Consider the following 17,585-nt stretch of genomic DNA (forward strand, 5'->3'; position numbering starts at 1 on the left):
CTCCACCTCGGCGCAGGTCAGCGGCATGTCCGTGGAAGATTTCTTTATTACTACCGGGCCCCCAGGAAGCCGTGCAGGCGGACGCGGGCGAGGCCGCCGTCGGGGTAGACGTCGACCCGGACGTGGGTGACCACGGGCGCGTCGTCGATGCGGAAGCGGTGCGGGGTGTCGGGCTGCAGGCGGGTCCTGGGCAGCAGTTCGGTCCAGGTGGCCCCGTCCGCGGTGCCGGTGAGCGCGACCGCGCCCGGAGCGTTGAACAGCAGGTTGGTCGTGTCGATCTCCGCGAGCCTGACGACGCCGGGACCCGCCAGGCGGATCAGCAGCCAGTCGTTGCCGTCGTCGCGGCGGCGGGCGGTCTCCCAGCCCTCGGCCTGGTGCCGGGCCAGGCCGGGGGCGATGACGTTGTTGGGCGAGGAGTAGAACTCGTTGGAGCAGCCGACGACCAGCGCGCCGTTGGCCAGCGCGGCCAGGTCCAGGCCGAGGTCGCCGTACGGCGTCAGGTCGGGTCTGACCTCGCCGTGCACGCGCAGCCGGGCGATGCCGCCGTCGGGGAACATGTTCAGCCGGACGTGCGTGTGGCGCCGCTCGTCGGTCACGGCGAAGAAGTGCTCGGCGTCGCCCCCGAGATCGCTCTTGGGGACGATCTCCACCCAGTCGGCGGCCTCCAGTTCGGCCGCGGTGGGATACCCCTCGACCGCGGTGGCCTCGACGGAGGCCTGCGGCGGGTAGTTGCCCCGGAACCACGCGGTGTCGATCACGACGCCGCGGATCACCCCGGGCAGGCCGAGTCTGACCAGTGCCCAGTCGTGGCCGGGCTCGCGCCGCCGCCGGGTCTCCCAGCCGTCGTAGACCTGTCCCTTGGCCCCGAAGGTGTGCGCCTGGAAGCCGGGGCGGCCGGGGCGGATCAGGCTCTCCCGCTCGGCGAAGGACTCGTCGCTGGCCGCGATGACCGATCCGCCGAGGGTGCGCAGGGCGAGGTCGGGCAGGGCGATGAACTCACTCACGGGAGGGCCTCTCTTCTGCGGTGCGTTCCGGTCGTGCAGGGCGCGACCCGGCCGTGGCGTCCCCCGGTTCCGTACGACGCGACCCGGCCGTGGCGCCCGCCGGACTCGGGCGCAGGAAGACTCCCCTGGGGACGTCGTCCACGACCTGACCGCGCAGCCAGGTGGCGCGGACCGACCCGCGCAGCGTCCTGCCGTGGTAGGGCGTGACCGGGTTCCTGTGGTGCAGGGCGGCCACGTCCACGGGGTGGTCGGCGTCGGCGTCGAAGGCGACCAGGTCGGCGTCGTTGCCCACGGCGATGGCCCCCTTACCGGCCAGCCCGGCCAGCGCCGCCGGGTTCTCCGACATCCACCGGACCACCTGACCGAGGCCGTACCCGCGCTGCGAGGCCTCCGCCCAGACAGCGGGCAGGCCGAGCTGGAGGGAGGAGATCCCGCCCCAGGCGGTGGCGAAGTCGGGCACCTTCAGATCCGGGGTGGACGGCGAGTGGTCGGAGACGACGCAGCTCAACACGGTGTCGGCGAGTCCGCGCCAGAGTTCCTCGCGGTTGGCCGAGGAGCGGATCGGCGGGCAGCACTTGAACTGGGTCGCGCCGGGCGGCACCTCCTCGGCCGTCAGCGTCAGGTAGTGCGGGCAGGTCTCCGCGGTGATCCGCACGCCCCGCCGCCGCGCCTCGGCCAGCGGCGCCAGGCAGAGCGCGGACGACACGTGCAGGATGTGCGCCCGCACGCCGGTCTCCTCCGCCAGCGCGACGACCCGCTCGACCGCCCGGAGCTCGGCCTGGCCGGGACGGGAGTCGAGGAACTCGGGATAACCGGGGCCCGCCGGTTCGCCGAGCAGGGCCGGGTCCTCGGCGTGGACGACCAGCAGGCCGCCGAAGGAGGCGATCTCCACCATGACCGCCCGTAGCTCGTCCGCGCCGAGCGGCGGGAACTCCTCCACGCCGGACGGGGACAGGAAGCACTTGAAGCCGTGCACCCCGGCCTCGTGCAGCCCCTTGAGGTCCTTGAGATTGCCGGGGATCGCGCCGCCCCAGAAGCCCACGTCCACCAGGCACTGCCCGGCCGCGGCCCGCTTCTTCTCGGCCAGCGCGTCCACGTTCACGGTCGGCGGCAGCGAGTTGAGCGGCATGTCGACGATCGTGGTGACGCCGCCGGCCGCCGCGGCCCGGGTGGCGGAGGCGAAGCCCTCCCAGTGCGTGCGCCCCGGCTCGTTGACGTGCACGTGGGTGTCCACCAGCCCGGGCAGCAGCGCGGTGCCGCCGAGGTCGATCTGTTCGGCGGCCGCCAGGTCGGCGTCGTAGGCGTGCAGGCCGGCGATTCTGCCCTCCCGCACACTCACCGCCGCCGGTCCCTCTCCGCCGGGCAGTACGGCCCGGCGCGACCGGATGACCAGGTCCACCGCCTGTTCGGTCCGCACGTTCAGCGCCTCCCGTATTCTCCGCCCGGCCGCCGGACCGTCCGTGCCACGAGGTGGCGCGGGTGATCCGGCGGCCGGACATCCGTCAAAGGTGTCTCCGGGCGACCTCGCGCGCGAGCCGCTCCAGCAGCGGTCCCGCCTCGGCCATGCACACGGCCGGGTCGGGCTCGATGTCGGTGAGTGCGTAGGCGGCCGTGATGCCCGCCGCGTTCAGCTCCTCGTCGCCGAGGGCGCGGCGGCCGCAGACGGCGACGACGGGGACTCCGGCCTTGGCGGCGGCGGCCGCCACCCCGGCGGGGGCCTTGCCGTGCAGGGTCTGCTCGTCCAGCGAGCCCTCGCCGGTGATGACGAGGCGGGCGCCGTCCAGCCGGTCGTGGAAGCCGAGCAGGTCGAGCAGATACTCGATGCCGGGGCGGATGTCGGCGGCCAGGAAGGCCAGGGCGGCGAAGCCCACCCCTCCGGCGGCTCCCGCACCCGGCTGGGCGGCCACGCCCATGGGCCGGACGATCCCGTCGTGCTCGATGGCGCCGGCCAGGCCGTGGGTGTGCGCGGCGACGGCGGCGAGCCGGGCGAGGGCTCCTTCGAGGAGCTTCACCTCCTCGGGGCTCGCGCCCTTCTGCGGGCCGTACACGGCGGCGGCGCCGTGCGGGCCCAGCAGCGGGTTGTCGACGTCGCTGGCCACCACGAATTCGACATCATCCATCGCCATAAGTCCTGATTTATCAATTTTTTCCAGGCTGCGCAGGGCGGCTCCACCAGGGGGCAGTTCCTGCCCTGAGGCGTCGAGGAACCGTACGCCCAGCGCCCGCATCATGCCGGTGCCACCGTCGGTGCAGGCGCTGCCGCCGAGCCCGAGCACGATCCGCCGGGCGCCACGCCGTACGGCGTGGGCGATCAGCTCGCCGGTGCCGTAGCTGGTCGCGGTCAGCGCCTGGAGCCCACCGGGCAGGCGGCGCAGGCCCGACGCCTCGGCGAGCTCGACGACGGCCGTCGGCACCCCGTCCACCGGGGAGGGCACGACGGACGGACCGGCCTCTCCGGCACCGGCCGGCTCGCGCCAGGCGTAGGCGGCGCGGACCGGCTGCCCGGTGGGACCGGTGACCTCGACCTCGACCCGGGTGAACCCGCAGGCCACGACGGCGTCCACGGTGCCGTCGCCGCCGTCGGCCACCGGCAGCGCCACCGTGACGACATCCGGGCCCAGCCCCGCCGCCACCCGGGCGGCGACCTCCGCCCCGGTCAGCGACCCCTTGAACTTGTCCGGGGCGATGAGGACATGTCCCGTAGACTCAGACAACCCTGCTCCTTGGTGAAGAACCGGCGGACACGCGCCCCGGCCCGGTGCGAGCGGGCAGCGGCGCCTCCCGGAAGCCGGTGAGACGGACGACCATCATCACACCCGGCCGGTGACGGCCTCCAACCCGCACTCCCGAAAAAGACTCTCCGCCACGGCCCGCGATCAGCCGGCCCGCGCTCCCGGAGCCCGCTCAGCGGCCGACCTCCCTGCGGGCGACGGAGCCCCGCTCCCCGGCGAGCCGCAGGAGGCGGCGGTGGGCCTCGCCGCCCGCGCGGCCCAGCGCGTCCTGGGCGACCGTGCGCAGCTCGTCGTCCTCGACGACCGTCTCGCCGCCCACCAGGAGGCGGGCCAGGGGCGGCTGGCGGCTGCCGAAGACCAGGGCGCAGACCGGGTCGGTGACGGCCGAGGCGAAGGCGCCGCCGGTCCGCCACAGCGCGATGTCGGCGAGCTTCCCGGCCTCCAGGGAGCCGATCTCCTCCTGACGGCCCAGGTTCCTGGCCCCGCCGAGGGTGGCGATCTCCAGGGCCTGCCGGGCGGTGAGCGCGGTGGGCCCGTACCTGGCCCGCTGGAACAGCAGGGCCTGGCGCATCTCCCCGGACAGCGAGGTCAGCTCGGCGGAGGCGCTGCCGTCCACCCCGAGACCGACGACGGCGCCGCGCCGCAGCATCTCCGACACCCGGGCGATGCCGGCGCCGAGGCGGCCGTTGGAGCTCGGGCAGTGCGCGGAGCCGGTGCCCGTCTGGGCGAACGTGTCGATGTCGGTGTCGCTCAGGTGGACCGCGTGGGCGAACCACACGTCCGGGCCGAGCCAGCCGAGCCGCTCCATGTAGTCGACCGGGCGCAGGCCGACCTGGGCCAGGCAGTGCTCCTCCTCGTCGAGGGTCTCGGCGAGATGGGTGTGCAGGCGCACCCCCTTGGACCTGGCCAGCGCGGCGGCCTCGATCATCAGGTCGGCGCTGACCGAGAACGGCGAGCACGGGGCGACCGCGACCCGCAGCTTCGAGGAGAAGGACGGGTCGTGGTAGGTGTCGACGGCCTCGGCCGTGGCGGCCAGGATCTCGTCGAGTTCCTCGACCACGACGTCCGGCGGCAGGCCGCCCTGGGACTTTCCGCGGTCCATCGACCCCCGCGCGGGATGGAAGCGGATGCCCAGCTCCCGGGCCGCCTCGATCTCCGCGGCGAACAGGTCGCCGCGGCCCTTGGGGAAGACGTAGTGGTGGTCGGAAGAGGTGGTGCAGCCGGACAGGGCCAGGTAGCCCAGGCCCGCGCCGGCCGCGCCCCTGACCACCTCGGCGTCCATCGCCGCCCATATCTCGTAGAGCTCCACCAGCCACTCGAAGAGCGTGGCGTTCTGGGCCAGTCCCTGGGAGGCCCACTGGTAGAGGTGGTGGTGGGTGTTCACCAGGCCGGGGGTGGCCAGGCAGCCGGTGCCGTCGATCCTGACGGCGTCCGGGACCGCCGGGGCGGGCCCGGCGCCGAGGGCCGCGATCCGGTCGCCCTCGATGTGGATGTGACCGGAGGGGATCTCCGGGCCCACCACCGGGGCGATGTGGACGTTCTCCACCAGAATGGTGCTCACCGGGTCTCCGCCTTACGGGCCGCGGCGAGCCGTACGGCGTCAATGATCTTCTCGTAGCCGGTGCACCGGCAGAGGTTGCCCGCCAGGGCCTCCCGGATCTCGGCGTCGGAGGGCCGCGGGATCCGCCCGATCAGGTCGTGCGCCTGGACGACGAGGCCGGGGGTGCAGAAGCCGCACTGGACGGCGCCGCACTCGACGAAGGCCTCCTGGACCGGATCCAGCCGGTCGCCCTCGGCGAGCCCCTCGACCGTGCGGACCTCACGCCCCTCCACCTGGCCGGCCGCCACCAGGCAGGCGCAGACGGGCAGACCGTCGAGGTAGACGGTGCACGAGCCGCACTCGCCCTGCTCGCAGGCGTTCTTGGAACCGGGCAGGCCGACCCGCTCACGCAGGACGTACAGCAGGCTCTCGCCCTCCCAGACGTCGTCGGCCGTCTCCCGGCGGCCGTTGACGGTGAAGCTGACGCGCATCAGCCCGCCCTCCTTCCGTGCTGTCCGGACCGGAACTCGTGCCACGCCCAGGTCAGGGTGCGGCGTGCCATCACGCCGACGGCGTGCCTGCGGTAGTCGGCGGTGCCGCGCACGTCGTCGATCGGCGAGGCCGCCTCCGCCGCCAGCTCGCCGAAACGCGCCAGCACCTCGGGGTCGAGCCGGGCGTCCCAGTCGAGCTCGGCGGCGAGGAACTCCTCGGCCGCGACCGCCCTGCGGGGGGTGGGGGCGGCCGAGCCGATGCCGGTGCCCACCCGCCGCTCGCCGGGGTGCAGCGCGATCGCGAACGAGCAGACCGCGATGACCATGGCGTTGCGGGTGCCGACCTTGGAGAAGTACTGGGGGCCGCTCGCCGGGCTCATCCAGAACGCCCTGATCAGTTCGTCGGATCGCAGCGCGCTCCGCTTGACCCCGAGGTAGAACGCGGCGGCGGGGATCATCCGTACGCCGCGGGCGGCGGACTCGACCTCGATGACCGCGTCCCCGGCCAGCAGCGGCGGGTGGCTGTCGCCGGCGGGCGAGGCCGCGCCGAGGTTGCCTCCGACGGTGCCGCGGTTGCGGATCTGCGGCGAGCCGACCGTGCGCGCCGCCTGCGCCAGGCCCGGTAGCCGGTCGCCGAGTTCGGCGATCAGCCGCGCGTACGGCACGCCCGCGCCGATCCGGAGCCGCCCGTCGTCCTCGGTGGTCCATCGGGTGAGTTCGGCGATCCGGTTCAGGTCGAGCAGCGCGGCGGGCCGGTGCACGTCGAAGTTGAGCTCCACCATCAGGTCGGTGCCGCCCTGGATGGGCGCCGCCGCCGGCAGGCCGGCCTTGGCCTCCAGTGCCTCCGCCCAGGTGGCGGGCCGCAGGAATTCCATGGTCGTCACTCCCAGGCCGAGGGGGCGGCGGGGGTGCCGTCGTCGAGCACGACGCCCTCGATCAGCCCGTAGGGGCGGTCGGCGGCGTAGAACACCTCGCCCGGGTTGTCCAGCCCGAACGGGGTCAGGTCCACCGGGAAGTGGTGCTTGTTCGGCATCGCCAGGCGCACCTCGCAGATCTCGCCGCGCGTCTCCAGCACCCGCCTGCCCATCGCGTAGAGCGTCTGCTGCAACGACAGGCTGTGCGTGTCGGCGAACGCCTCCAGCAGGCATCGCCGTACTTCACTGTACGACTCGCCGAACCCGGCTGATCCGCCGGCCGGAGAGGCTCCCGGGACATGGCGCCATCCGGCCGACACCTCGGTGGCCAGCACCCGGTCGGTGGCCGGTTGGAGCGTCGTGTACTCGTCCACGGCGAATCCGGAGAACTCCGAGCCGGTCGAGTTGAGCACCACCAGATCCTTGAGCCCGGAGACCACGGTGGTGGTCCCGTCGCGGTCGTGGTGGACCACGCAGGTGCGCGTCTCCCTGCCCGAGCGGACGAAGGAGTGCCGCTCGGCCTGCGGACCGGGGAGGGGGATGCGGTCCCAGAGATACTCCTCGATCTCCACCCGGGCGTGGTGGACGGCGGGCTGGGAGTCCACGTAGTGGCGGGCCAGCAGGAGCGCGAAGTCCTCGATCTGCTCCAGACCGTACTTCCTGGCGAAGACGTAGGCGGTGTTCTTCTGCGTGTCCGTCGGCAGCACGGCGCTGTTGTCGCCGCTCAGGTGGACCTCGTCCATGTCACCCGAGAGGGCGGAGCTGACGTTGACGTCCTTGATGCGGTGGACGCCGCCGTCTCTGACGACACGGACCACCCGGGTCTCCGCCTTGCCGTAGCGGTTGGGGCCGAGAATGACGGCCATGCCTAGCTCCCTCGGTACGTCGAATAGGCGAACGGGCTCAGCAGCAGGGGCACGTGGTAGTGCTCACCGGGGTCCGTGACGGTGAAGTCGATCGCCACCTCCGGGTAGAAGGCGTCCACCGCGCGGGCGGCGAAGTAGCCGCCGGTGTCGAAGACCAGCCGGTGGGCGCCCGCTCCGGGGACCCACCCGCCGATCCGGCCGTCGGCATCGGTGACGCCCTCGGCGAGCACGGTGCCCGCCCGCTCCAGCCGTACGGCGACGCCTGCCGCGGGCCGGCCCAGCGCGGCGTCCAGGATGTGTGTGGACAGGCTCATCCGGTGCCTCCCGATCTCCCGGCCTGGTACGGCTCGCTCACGTTTCCTCCCCCAGCAGCTTGGCCACCCGCAGGCGGGTGATCCTGGCGAGCTCGGTCCGGACGACGCCTCGTTCGGTGGACTCGTCGTTGCGGAGCCGTTCCCGCAGGCGATCCAGCATCTCCTCGGCCGTCATACCGGTGGCGCAGACCAGGTAGACGTGACCGAAGCGCTCCTCGTAGGCACGGTTGCCCTCGGCCAACCCGTCGAGCACCGCCTGGCCGGCCGCGTCCACGCCGGACTGCTCCTGACGCGACCAGGACGCCTCCCGCCCCTCCGCCGCCGTGGCCGCGCCGCCATCGGGCGGCTCACCGGTCCCCGCTGCGGCCTCGCCGTCGTCGGGCGGCTCACCGATCCTCGCCACGGACGCAGGTGCGGCCCGGCCGCTCTCGCGGGGCGGCTCACCGATCCTCGCCACGGACGCAGGTGCGGCCCGGCCGCTCTCGCGGGGCGGCTCGCCGATCCTTGCCACGGACGCAGGTGCGGCCCGGCCGCTCTCGCGGGGCGGCTCGCCGATCCTTGGATGCGCGGCCAGCGCCTCCCGGATGTCCGGCCAGGTCAGGTCCCGTACGGCCGCCTCGGCCGCCTCGGCCAGGTCGGCGAGGTCACGGTAGGGGCGCCGCGCGGCCACCTCGCGGGCGAAGGCCCGGGACGCGCAGCACGTCAGCAGCCCGGCCTCGGCCTCGGCCGCGCCGAGCGCGTTGAAGCCGGCCGGTCCCGGCACCCGCGCCGCGGAATTCGCTTTCGGCATGTGAGCAGTACACACACCGCCACCGCACCGGGTCCAGCAGCGAGAACTCCCAAGTGGGCTAAAGGTTCGCCCCGCCTTTTCGTGTCATGCTCCAAAGCGGTCCGGCGCCGCCCGACGGAGATCGCCGCGACCGGCCGGTTGCGAGGGGGTCGCCGGACGCCCGGCCGGTCCGGTGAGCGCGCCCGCCCGGGAACCGTCTGACCAGGTCGGCGGCCGGCTCCACCGGTCCGGTGACCGCGCCCGCCGGGGAACCGTCTGACCAGGTCGGCGGCCGGCTCCGCCGGATCGGTGACCGCGCCCGCCCGGGAAATGTCGGCCGTCGCGCCTAAAATGACGGCATCATGACTTCTCTCTCCCTCATCGGCGGACAGGTGTCCGTCACCGGCGGCCTGGCCAAGGGCGGCCTGCGGTACGCCTCGGACATCGGCGCCGAGATGATCCAGGTGTTCGTCACCAACCCCCGCGGCTGGTCACTCTCCGCGGGCGACCCCGCTCAGGACGTCAAACTACGCGAGTCGGGCATGCTCTCCTTCGTGCACGCGCCCCACCTCGTCAACATGGGCTCCCCCAGCGCCGACACGCTGGAGAAGTCGGTGGCCACCGTGCGGCACGGCCTGCAACGCTCCCACGTGATCGGCGCCGCGGGCCTGGTGGTCCACACCGGCTCGGCGGTGAGCCGGCACCGCGACGACGCCCTGCGTCAGCTGCACGAGCAGCTGCTCCCCCTGCTGGAGGAGATCCCCGACGACGGCCCGGACCTGCTGCTGGAGCCGATGGCGGGGCAGGGCGCGATGCTCTGCGCGACCGTCCAGGACCTGGAGCCCTATCTGGCCGCCCTCGACTGGCACCCGAAGGCGGGCATCTGCCTGGACACCTGCCACGCCTTCTCCGCCGGCCACGACCTGTCGACCGCCGACGGCGTCCAGGAGACCCTCGACGCCCTGCACGCGATCGCCCCGGGCCGTCTCAAGCTGATCCACGCCAACGACTCCAAGGACGTCTGCGACTCCAAGAAGGACCGGCACGAGAACATCGGCGACGGACACATCGGCATCGAGCCCTTCGCGGAGCTGATGCGCCATCCGGTCGCCGCCGGAGTGCCGCTCTGCATCGAGACCCCGGGCGGCGTGGACAAGCACCGCGAAGACATCGAGCTGCTGAAGAAGCTCCGCGACAGCTGACCGCCCGACCCGACCCGCCGGGCCCGGCACCCCCGGCGAGCGAGGACACGGACCACTTCGGTCAGGTCGGGTCGGGCATCCCGGCGGGCCCGCCGGGACCCGGCTCACCTGGCCGGGTTCAGTGCCTCGGCACGGAGGGCGAGGGCGACGACGGCGGCGTCGCCGGGAGCGCGGACGTCACGGCCGGTGAGCTCGCGGAAGCGGGCGAAGCGGTGCTGGATCGTGTTGCGGTGGCAGTAGAGCGCGGTCGCGGTGTCGGCGATCGATCCGGTGCCCGACAGGTGGGTGCGCACGGTCTCCAGCAGCCGGTCGCGCTCGGCCGCGCCGATGGCGGCCAGCGGTCCCAGCACCCGGTCGGCGAGCGCGGCGGCCAGCTCGGGGGTGTGCGCGGCGAAGACGTCCAACCAGCGGTCCTCCAGCCGTTGCGGCCCCTCGGCCCCCGGCCGGGCGGCCGCCGCCGCCAGCCGTACCGCGTAGGGGACCTGGGCGAGGTCGCCCACCTGGGGTGACACCCCGCACCGCACGCCGCGAAGCAGGCTCAGCACCGACCTCTCCGGTGCGGGCGCCCGTGCCGGGAACTGCATCACGAGGATGTCCCCGCCCGGCGACTCGTGCCGGTGGCAGCGCAGGCCCGAGGAGATCGTCGCGATCACGGCGGCCCGCAGCCCGGCGCTCGCCGCCGGGTCGGCGACCGCCACGAAGAACCGGCCGGAGACGTCGAAGCCCAGCACCTGTCCGGCGTCCCGCACCACGTCGGGGTTGCGGCCGTCGTTGTCGATAAGCCGGGCGAACCAGGCACGGCGCTGGTCCTCGCGCTGCCTGCCCATCTCCAGCACCGCCCGCTGGTAGCCCGCCATCAGCCCGGTGACGTGCTGTTCGACCGCCTCCCAGAGCAGGTGCGCGCCTCGCAGCAGCTCGCTCATGTCCTCCGGGGCGGCCCGGCCGATCAGCCCCTGCCACAGCGCCCGCGCGTCCAGCCGCCCGGCGGCCAGCAGGGACGCCAGCGGCACGCCCTGCCCGGCCCGCCGCTCTCCCAGCGCCTCGGAGTGCTCGGCCAGCTCGGGCGGGACCCTGCCCTCGGCGACGTGCCGCAGGATGAGCGCGAACCCGATCCGGGCCCCCTCGCCGACCTCCTCGCGGCTCACGCGTCCCTCGGCGTACGGCTCCAGCGCCATCACCTCGTCGGCCCAGCCCTCGATGAGCTTCTGGAGGTCGGCCAGGCATTCCAGGGCCAGTCGGGAGAGCACTTCATTGGGCACATGCACAATCTACCGGCTCATTTACGCGCCGTATCGACGTTGGATACCTCTCTGACCTGCCCATACGGTGAATGGGACATTACAAGCCGGAAGGGAGCGCGGGCACTGTGCACCTGACACCTCGTGAGCAGGAGCGGCTCACCATCTTCACCGTGGCGGAGCTCGCCCGCCGGAGACGCTCCCGGGGCCGTCGCCTCAACGCCCCCGAGGCGATCGCGCTGATCTGCGACGAGATCCTGGAGCACGCCTGGGACGGCGCCCCGCTGGAGGAGGTCGTCTCGGCCGCGCGGAACCTGCTGTCCGCCGAGGACGTGATGGACGGCGTGCCGTCCCTGGTCACCCAGGTCCAGGTGGAGGCGCTCTTCCCGAACGGCACCGCGCTGGTCGCGGTGGACGCCCCCTTCGGCCACCCCGCCGAGCGGGGACCGGGGTGGGTCGAGACCGGCGAGGGTTCGGTGGAACTGAACCTGGGACGCGAACGGCTCACCCTCGCCGTACGCAACGAAGGCGACCGCACCGTCTACGTGTCCTCGCACTTCCCGCTGACGGAGGTCAACACCGCCCTCAGCTTCGACAGGGAGCGGGCGGCGGGAATGCGGCTCGACATCCCGGCCGGGACGGCCACCGCCTTCCCTCCCGGCGAGACCCTGGAGGTTGAACTGGTGGTGAGGTCGTCATGAGCGGCGTGTCCCGCGACACCTACAACAAGCTGTACGGCCCGACCGCCGGAGACCGGGTCCGCCTCGGCGACACCTGCCTGTGGGTCGAGATCGAGCACGACGACGTCCCGCACGGCGACGAGCTGCTGGGCGGCTGCGGCAAGACCCTGCGTGACGGCCTGCTGGCCAGTCCGCGCGGCGACCGCGACTCCGCGCTGGACGTGGTGGTGGCGGGGGTCGTGCTGATGGACCCGGTGCTGGGGGTGCGCAAGACCCACATCGGCGTCAAGGACGGCCGGATCGTCCCCTTCGAGGGCGCCGTCATCGACTCCCACACCGCGATCGTGCCCGGCGAGGGACTGATCGCCACTCCCGGCGTCGTCGACTCGCACGTCCACCTGTCGTCCCCGGAGATCGCTCCGGCGGCGCTGGCCTCCGGCGTCACGACGATCGTGGGCATGGGCCTGGGCGGCGTCTGGGACGTGGGCTGCAACCCGGCGCACAACCTGCACACCCTGATGAGCGCCTGGCGCGGCACCCCGTTGAACGTCGCGTTCCTGGCCAGGGGCTCCTCCAGCTCCTCGACCCTGCTGGAGGAGGCGGTGCTGGCCGGGGCCGGCGGTTTCAAGATCCATGAGGACTTCGGCGCCACCCCCCGCATCGTGGACACCTGCCTCGGCGTCGCCGAGCAGGCGGACCTGCCGGTGGCGCTGCACTCGGACTCGATGAACGAGTCCGGTTACCTCGCCGACACCGTCGCGGCCACGCGGGGCCGTACCGTGCACGCCTACCACGTGGAGGGCGGCGGCGGGCACCCCGACCTGCTGGAGATCCTCGGCGAGCGGCACATCCTCGCCTCCTCCACCACCCCCACCATCCCCTACACCACCAACACGGTCGGCGAGCTGTTCCCGATGACGATGACGGTGCACCGGCAGAACCACCACATCGACAGCGACGTGGAGGTGACGAAGACCCGGTTGCGCGTCCACGGCATCGCCGCCGAGAACGTGCTGCACGACCTGGGCGCGATCAGCATCGTCAACTCCGACTCGATGGGCATGGGCCGGGTCGCCGAGACCGTCCGCCGCACCTGGCAGCTCGCCCATCTGCAGGCCCTGCGTGCGGGCACGCCGGGCGTCGACAACGCCCGGGTGCTGCGCTACCTGGCCAAGCTGACCCTGAACCCGGCCGTCGCCCACGGCCTCGCCCACGAGGTGGGCACCCTGCAGCCGGGCCGGCTGGCCGACATCGTGCTCTGGCACCCGGCGTGGTTCGGCACCAAACCCGAACTCGTGCTCAAGGGCGGCTTCGTCGCCCACGGCGTGTCCGGCAGCGGTTCGGGCTCCACCCGGCTCACCCAGCCCCGCGCCTACCGCCCCTACTTCGGCGGGCTCGGCGACGCGCCGAGCCGGCTGTCGCGGATCTTCGTCGCTCACGAGGCGCTCGACTCCGCCGAATCCCGCGACGCGCTGCCCACCGGCCTGCGCTACGCGGCCATCCGGCACTCCCGCGGCCTGACCAGGGCCGACATGTGCCGTAATACCGCGACCCCCCGGGTTGAGGTACCTCGCGATCCCGGTCCCGTCCTCGTGGACGGGGCCGAGGTCGACGTGGCGCCCGCGACCGAGGTGCCCCTCGCCCGTCTCCATCACTTCGCCTAGCCCCCCTGGTGACCTCTATGAGCACGTCGAAAGCCCGCGGTGCGGGTCTCGCCTCCTTCGTCGGCACCTCCATCGAGTGGTACGACTTCTACATCTACGGAACCGCGTCCGCGCTGGTCTTCGGCAGGCTCTTCTTCCCCGAGGCCAGCCCCACCGCCGGAGTCATGGCGTCCTTCGCCACGTTCTGGGTGGGTTTCCTGGCCCGGCCGCTCGGCGGTGTGATCTTCGGTCACCTGGGCGACCGCATCGGGCGCAAGGGCACACTGGTGGCCACGCTGCTGATGATGGGCGGCGCGACCACGCTGGTGGGCGCGCTGCCCACCTACGCGACGGCCGGCATGCTCGCCCCCGTCCTGCTGGCCGTACTGCGCCTGGTGCAGGGCATCGCGGTCGGCGGCGAATGGGGCGGCGCGGTGTTGATCGCCGCCGAGCACGCCGGGCCGAAGCGCGTCCTGTACGCCGCCTTCGCCCAGCAGGGCTCGCCGGCCGGCTCGATCCTCGCCACCGGCATGTTCGCGCTGGTCAGCCTGCTCCCCGAGGACGCCTTCCTGTCGTACGGCTGGCGCATCCCGTTCCTGGCGTCCGCCGTGCTGCTGGCGATCGGCCTGGTCATCCGGCTCAAAGTCGAGGAGTCGCCGGAGTTCGTCAAGATGCGCGAGGAGCGCGAGGTCGTCAAGCTCCCCGTCGTGGAGGTCTTCCGTACGGCGTGGCCGCTGGTCCTGCTCGGCATCGGCGCGAGCGGCGTCGGCATCGCCTCCGCCTACTTCACCAACACCTTCATCCTGTCGTGGGCCACCACCGACCTGGGCATCGCCAAGGGCACCATGCTGAACGTGCTGCTCATCGTGGCGGTCACCCAGTTCGTCACCCAGCCGATCGGCGCGGTGCTCGGCCAGAAGTGGGGCGCGGCCCGGTACATGCTGATCGCCTTCACGGCGCTGCTGGTCTGCACGCCGATCACGTTCCTGATGGTGGGGACCGGATCGCCCGTGCTGGCCACCCTGGGCCTGGCGTTGAGCATCGTGTTCGGCGGCTCGTCCTACGCCGCGCTGGCCGGCTTCCTCGCCGAGGTGTTCCCCGCCCGGGTCCGCTACACCGGGATCTCGCTGTCCTACCAGCTCTGCGGCGCGCTGCTCGGCGGCACCGCCCCGATGATCGCCCAGGCCCTGCTGGGCTGGTCCGGCACGATCTGGACGGTCGTCATCCAGTACATCCTCATCATCCTGCTCACCATGGCCTGTGTCGCCGCGCTGAACCGCCGCTCGGCGGCCGCCGTCGAACCGGCCCCCGTGAGCGCCTGAGAGAACCGAGAGTAGAGAAGGGTCGCCATGCGTCTCGACGCGCTGTTCGTCAACGGCCGGTTCACCACGCTGGACCCCCGCCGGCCGCAGGCCACCCGTCTGGGCGTGTTCGGCGGCCGGATCGCGGGGCTGGACGAGGAACTGGACGGCGTCACCGCCGATCTCGTGATCGACCTCGGCGGCGCCCCGGTGGTGCCCGGCTTCAACGACGCCCACCACCACCTGAGCATGCGGGGCCAGCGGCTGCGCGAGGTGGACCTGCGCGAGAGCCAGGTGGGGTCGCTGGACGAGCTGTACGCGAAGGTGGCCGAGCGCGCGGCCGGACTGCCCCGGGACGCGTGGGTCCGCGGCGCCGGATACGACCAGAACAAGCTGGGAGCCCATCCCACGCGTGAAGGCCTGGACAGGGCCGCGGGCGGGCGCCCGGTCTGGCTCCAGCATGTCTCCGGCCACATGGGCGTCGCCAGCACCGCGGCCTTCGCGCTGATGGGCTTCCCCCGGCTGGAGGACGTCCCGGAGGTCCCCGGCGGCACGGTGGGGCGGGACGCCGCCGGGCTGCCCGACGGCCTGCTCACCGAACAGGCCCAGGGACTCGCCAACCGGGTGCTGCGGCCGGTCTCCCACGAGGACTACATCCGGGGCCTGGCGCTCGCCAGCCGGGTGGCCGCCGCCGAGGGGCTGACCAGCTTCACCGAACCGGGGGTCGGACACGGCCTGGCCGGGAACGGCGCCTGGGACGTGGCCGCCTTCCAGGAGGCGGTACGGCAGGGCCTGCTGCTGCAGCGCGCCACCCTCATGCCGGGATCGCCCAACCTGCACGACGTGGGCGCCGACCAGCTGGGGCTGGATCTCGGGATCGGCACCGGCCTGGGAGACGAGCGGCTGCGGATCGGCCCGGTCAAGCTGTTCTCCGACGGCTCGCTGATCGGCAGGACCGCGGCCATGTGCTGCGACTACCAGGAGGACCCGGGCAACCGGGGGCTGCTGCAGGAGGACGCCGAGGCGCTCCGCGCCTTCATCCTGCGCGCCCACGCCTCCGGCTGGCAGATCGCCACACACGCCATCGGCGACCACGCGGTCGAGGTGATCCTGAACGCCTACGAGGAGGCACAGGCCCGCCACCCGCGGCCCGACGCCCGCCACCGGATCGAGCACTGCGCGGTCACCGACGACGCCCAGGTGGCCAGGATCGCCCGGCTCGGCGTGATCCCGGTCCCGCAGGGCCGCTTCGTCTCCGAACTCGGCGACGGGATGCTCGCCGCGCTCGGTCCCGAGCGGTCGCGCGGCTGCTACCGGCAGCGGTCCTTCCTCGACGCCGGGATCATCCTGCCCGGCAGCTCCGACTGCCCGGTCGCCGACGGCGCCCCGCTGCTCGGTATCCACGACCTGGTCAACCAGCGCACCGCCACCGGGGCCCCCTTCAACCCGGCCGAGGCGCTCACCGTCGCGCAGGCGCTGCACGCCTTCACCGTCGGCTCGGCGCACGCGGTGCACGAGGACCGGCTGAAGGGCGATCTCAGCCGGGGGAAGCTGGCCGACCTCGCCGTGCTCTCCGACGACCTGTTCACGGTGCCGGCCGAGCGCATCCGTGACGTCACGGTGCTCGCCACCGCGGTCGGCGGCGTCCTGGTCCACGACGCCGCGGGCTTCGCCCGCTGACCTCGTCCCACTCCGTCGGCGGCGGGGTGGGACGGGACGCCCGCTCTCGTGATCCGGCCGCCCCCGCTGGCCAGATCACGGTCCGGCCAGTGGGCTGACGCGGGCGTCCCGTCTCACCGGAGATCGCCGGCCCCTCCCCCCAAAAAAGCAGGGGCCGGCAACCGGACGGCCTGCCGTCGGCGGCCCTCCGGGACTCCGCGCACCAGATCTTGTTCGAGCCTTCCGGCTCTGTCCCCCCTGATGCGGCGGTTTCGGTTCTCCGATGAGGGGAACACTAGAGGGGCGCCCAGACGGGCGACTCGTGCTTTGCGGCCAGCGCGACCAACGGTGGGTAGCCGTCGATGTGCGGAGCGCTACGACGCGACGAGCGGTCGGACGAGAGCGACGAGCGGTCGTTCTATCGGGTCGCACCGGAGGACAGCGGCCGGTCCTGAAGCTGGCGGTTCCGGATGAGCTGGGCGCGGACCAGCGGGGTGTGCCGGCGGCTGACCGGCAGCGTCTCCGAGCCGACCTGAAGCGTCACCCGCCCGCCGTCGAAGCGCAGCTCGCTCACATGCCGCATCGAGACCAGCGTGCTGCGGTGCACGCGGATGAACCCCGAGCCGGCCCAGCGCCGCTCCAGCGCGGCCAGGGACATGCGCACCAGGTAGGTGCCGTCGGCCGTGTGCAGCCGCACGTAGTCTCCCTGCGCCTCGGCGAACCGGACCGCCTGCTGGGCGATGAACCGGGTCCGGCCGCCCAGCTCGACCGGGATGACGTCCTCCGGCACCGGCTCGCTCGCCGCCGGCGTCATGGACTCCAGACGCCGTACGGCCTCCGCCAGACGGTCGGCCCGGACCGGCTTGAGCAGGTAGTCCACGGCCTCCAGGTCGAAGGCCTGGATGGCGCAGTCCTCGTGAGCGGTGACGAAGACCAGCCGGGGCGGGTTGGGGAAGGCGCCGATGAGGCGGGCCAGGTCGAGGCCGCCGAGACCGGGCATCCGGATGTCGAGGAAGACGCCGTCGAGCCGTTCGCCGGCGCCGATCATCTGAACCATGTCCTGAAGCGCGGTGATTCCTCCGGGGGCAGTGGAGACGTGCTCGATGCGAGGGTCGTGGCGGAGCAGATAAGCCAGCTCCGCCAGCGCAGGGACCTCGTCGTCAACGGCCAGGACTCGCAGCATGGCCCCACGCTGCCCCCGAAGCGCGTTCAGCGCAATAGAAATGTCAACT

Annotated in this window: 16 protein-coding genes; 5 read left to right on the forward strand and 11 right to left on the reverse strand. The window is 72.9% G+C overall.

Translation table 11 applies throughout. From position 1 onward, the window contains the following. Window positions 1-50: 50 nt before the first annotated feature. The 9 genes from alc to OHA77_RS07590 form a co-directional block, all read right to left on the reverse strand. Window positions 51-1,004, reverse strand: coding sequence for an allantoicase (gene alc / locus OHA77_RS07550; protein WP_406317036.1), 954 nt, complete (start codon window positions 1,002-1,004; stop codon window positions 51-53). Beyond that, window positions 997-2,421 carry an allantoinase AllB gene (gene allB / locus OHA77_RS07555; RefSeq protein WP_406317038.1) on the reverse strand — a complete coding sequence of 475 codons (1,425 nt, stop codon included), beginning with the start codon at window positions 2,419-2,421 and terminating at the stop codon, window positions 997-999. The genes alc and allB overlap by 8 nt, the downstream gene beginning before the upstream one ends. An 85-nt stretch (window positions 2,422-2,506) precedes the next feature. Continuing rightward, a complete protein-coding gene (locus OHA77_RS07560; RefSeq protein ID WP_406317039.1) occupies window positions 2,507-3,718 on the reverse strand; it encodes a glycerate kinase in 1,212 nt (403 codons plus the stop codon). Between the two features lie 190 nt (window positions 3,719-3,908). Next, entirely contained in the window at window positions 3,909-5,297 is a 1,389-nt protein-coding gene (locus tag OHA77_RS07565; protein ID WP_406317041.1) for an 8-oxoguanine deaminase, read from the reverse strand. Next, window positions 5,294-5,767, reverse strand: coding sequence for a (2Fe-2S)-binding protein (locus tag OHA77_RS07570; protein WP_326821366.1), 474 nt, complete (start codon window positions 5,765-5,767; stop codon window positions 5,294-5,296). Before OHA77_RS07570 ends, OHA77_RS07565 begins: the two co-directional genes overlap by 4 nt. Beyond that, window positions 5,767-6,642 carry an FAD binding domain-containing protein gene (locus tag OHA77_RS07575; RefSeq protein WP_406317043.1) on the reverse strand — a complete coding sequence of 292 codons (876 nt, stop codon included), beginning with the start codon at window positions 6,640-6,642 and terminating at the stop codon, window positions 5,767-5,769. The genes OHA77_RS07570 and OHA77_RS07575 overlap by 1 nt, the downstream gene beginning before the upstream one ends. A gap of 5 nt (window positions 6,643-6,647) precedes the next feature. Then, window positions 6,648-7,547: a factor-independent urate hydroxylase gene (gene pucL / locus OHA77_RS07580; RefSeq protein WP_406317045.1), complete on the reverse strand. Its 900-nt coding sequence runs from the start codon at window positions 7,545-7,547 to the stop codon at window positions 6,648-6,650. A 2-nt stretch (window positions 7,548-7,549) separates the two neighbouring features. Next, window positions 7,550-7,861 (reverse strand): hydroxyisourate hydrolase, encoded by a 312-nt coding sequence (gene uraH / locus OHA77_RS07585; protein ID WP_406317047.1) that lies wholly within the window; start codon window positions 7,859-7,861, stop codon window positions 7,550-7,552. Window positions 7,862-7,898: 37 nt separating this feature from the next. Next, window positions 7,899-8,651 carry a 2-oxo-4-hydroxy-4-carboxy-5-ureidoimidazoline decarboxylase gene (locus tag OHA77_RS07590; RefSeq protein WP_406317048.1) on the reverse strand — a complete coding sequence of 251 codons (753 nt, stop codon included), beginning with the start codon at window positions 8,649-8,651 and terminating at the stop codon, window positions 7,899-7,901. Between the two features lie 341 nt (window positions 8,652-8,992). On the opposite strand from OHA77_RS07590, the gene OHA77_RS07595 reads away from it, so the two are divergent. Next, entirely contained in the window at window positions 8,993-9,832 is an 840-nt protein-coding gene (locus OHA77_RS07595; protein ID WP_406317049.1) for a deoxyribonuclease IV, read from the forward strand. Window positions 9,833-9,936: 104 nt separating this feature from the next. On the opposite strand, the gene OHA77_RS07600 is transcribed toward OHA77_RS07595, so the two are convergent. After that, on the reverse strand, window positions 9,937-11,091 hold the full coding sequence (locus OHA77_RS07600) for a PucR family transcriptional regulator (protein WP_406317050.1): 1,155 nt from the start codon (window positions 11,089-11,091) through the stop codon (window positions 9,937-9,939). Window positions 11,092-11,198: 107 nt separating this feature from the next. Between OHA77_RS07600 and ureA the strand changes: the two genes are divergently transcribed. From ureA to OHA77_RS07620, 4 genes are read left to right on the forward strand one after another with little or no spacing between them, the layout of a single operon-like run. After that, window positions 11,199-11,771, forward strand: a complete 573-nt coding sequence (gene ureA / locus OHA77_RS07605) for an urease subunit gamma (protein WP_406317051.1) — start codon at window positions 11,199-11,201, stop codon at window positions 11,769-11,771. After that, entirely contained in the window at window positions 11,768-13,414 is a 1,647-nt protein-coding gene (locus tag OHA77_RS07610; RefSeq protein ID WP_406317053.1) for an urease subunit alpha, read from the forward strand. The genes ureA and OHA77_RS07610 overlap by 4 nt, the downstream gene beginning before the upstream one ends. Window positions 13,415-13,431: 17 nt before the next feature. Then, window positions 13,432-14,715: an MFS transporter gene (locus tag OHA77_RS07615; RefSeq protein ID WP_406317054.1), complete on the forward strand. Its 1,284-nt coding sequence runs from the start codon at window positions 13,432-13,434 to the stop codon at window positions 14,713-14,715. Window positions 14,716-14,742: 27 nt separating this feature from the next. After that, window positions 14,743-16,374, forward strand: coding sequence for an amidohydrolase (locus OHA77_RS07620; protein ID WP_326821356.1), 1,632 nt, complete (start codon window positions 14,743-14,745; stop codon window positions 16,372-16,374). 397 nt (window positions 16,375-16,771) lie between these two features. Here OHA77_RS07620 and OHA77_RS07625 read toward each other — a convergent pair whose 3' ends face one another. Further along, window positions 16,772-17,536 carry a LytTR family DNA-binding domain-containing protein gene (locus OHA77_RS07625; protein WP_326821355.1) on the reverse strand — a complete coding sequence of 255 codons (765 nt, stop codon included), beginning with the start codon at window positions 17,534-17,536 and terminating at the stop codon, window positions 16,772-16,774. Window positions 17,537-17,585 lie beyond the last annotated feature (49 nt).

The sequence above is a fragment of the Streptosporangium sp. NBC_01639 genome (assembly GCF_045209755.1).
Lineage (GTDB): Bacteria > Actinomycetota > Actinomycetes > Streptosporangiales > Streptosporangiaceae > Streptosporangium.

Coding starts and splice junctions, on each gene's coding strand:
- OHA77_RS07570 (WP_326821366.1), bottom strand. CDS start 5,767: ATGCGCGTCAGCTTCACCGTCAACGGCCGCCGGGAGACGGCCGACGAC.
- OHA77_RS07575 (WP_406317043.1), bottom strand. CDS start 6,642: ATGGAATTCCTGCGGCCCGCCACCTGGGCGGAGGCACTGGAGGCCAAG.
- pucL (WP_406317045.1), bottom strand. CDS start 7,547: ATGGCCGTCATTCTCGGCCCCAACCGCTACGGCAAGGCGGAGACCCGG.
- uraH (WP_406317047.1), bottom strand. CDS start 7,861: ATGAGCCTGTCCACACACATCCTGGACGCCGCGCTGGGCCGGCCCGCG.
- OHA77_RS07590 (WP_406317048.1), bottom strand. CDS start 8,651: ATGCCGAAAGCGAATTCCGCGGCGCGGGTGCCGGGACCGGCCGGCTTC.
- OHA77_RS07595 (WP_406317049.1), top strand. CDS start 8,993: ATGACTTCTCTCTCCCTCATCGGCGGACAGGTGTCCGTCACCGGCGGC.
- OHA77_RS07610 (WP_406317053.1), top strand. CDS start 11,768: ATGAGCGGCGTGTCCCGCGACACCTACAACAAGCTGTACGGCCCGACC.
- OHA77_RS07615 (WP_406317054.1), top strand. CDS start 13,432: ATGAGCACGTCGAAAGCCCGCGGTGCGGGTCTCGCCTCCTTCGTCGGC.
- OHA77_RS07620 (WP_326821356.1), top strand. CDS start 14,743: ATGCGTCTCGACGCGCTGTTCGTCAACGGCCGGTTCACCACGCTGGAC.
- OHA77_RS07625 (WP_326821355.1), bottom strand. CDS start 17,536: ATGCTGCGAGTCCTGGCCGTTGACGACGAGGTCCCTGCGCTGGCGGAG.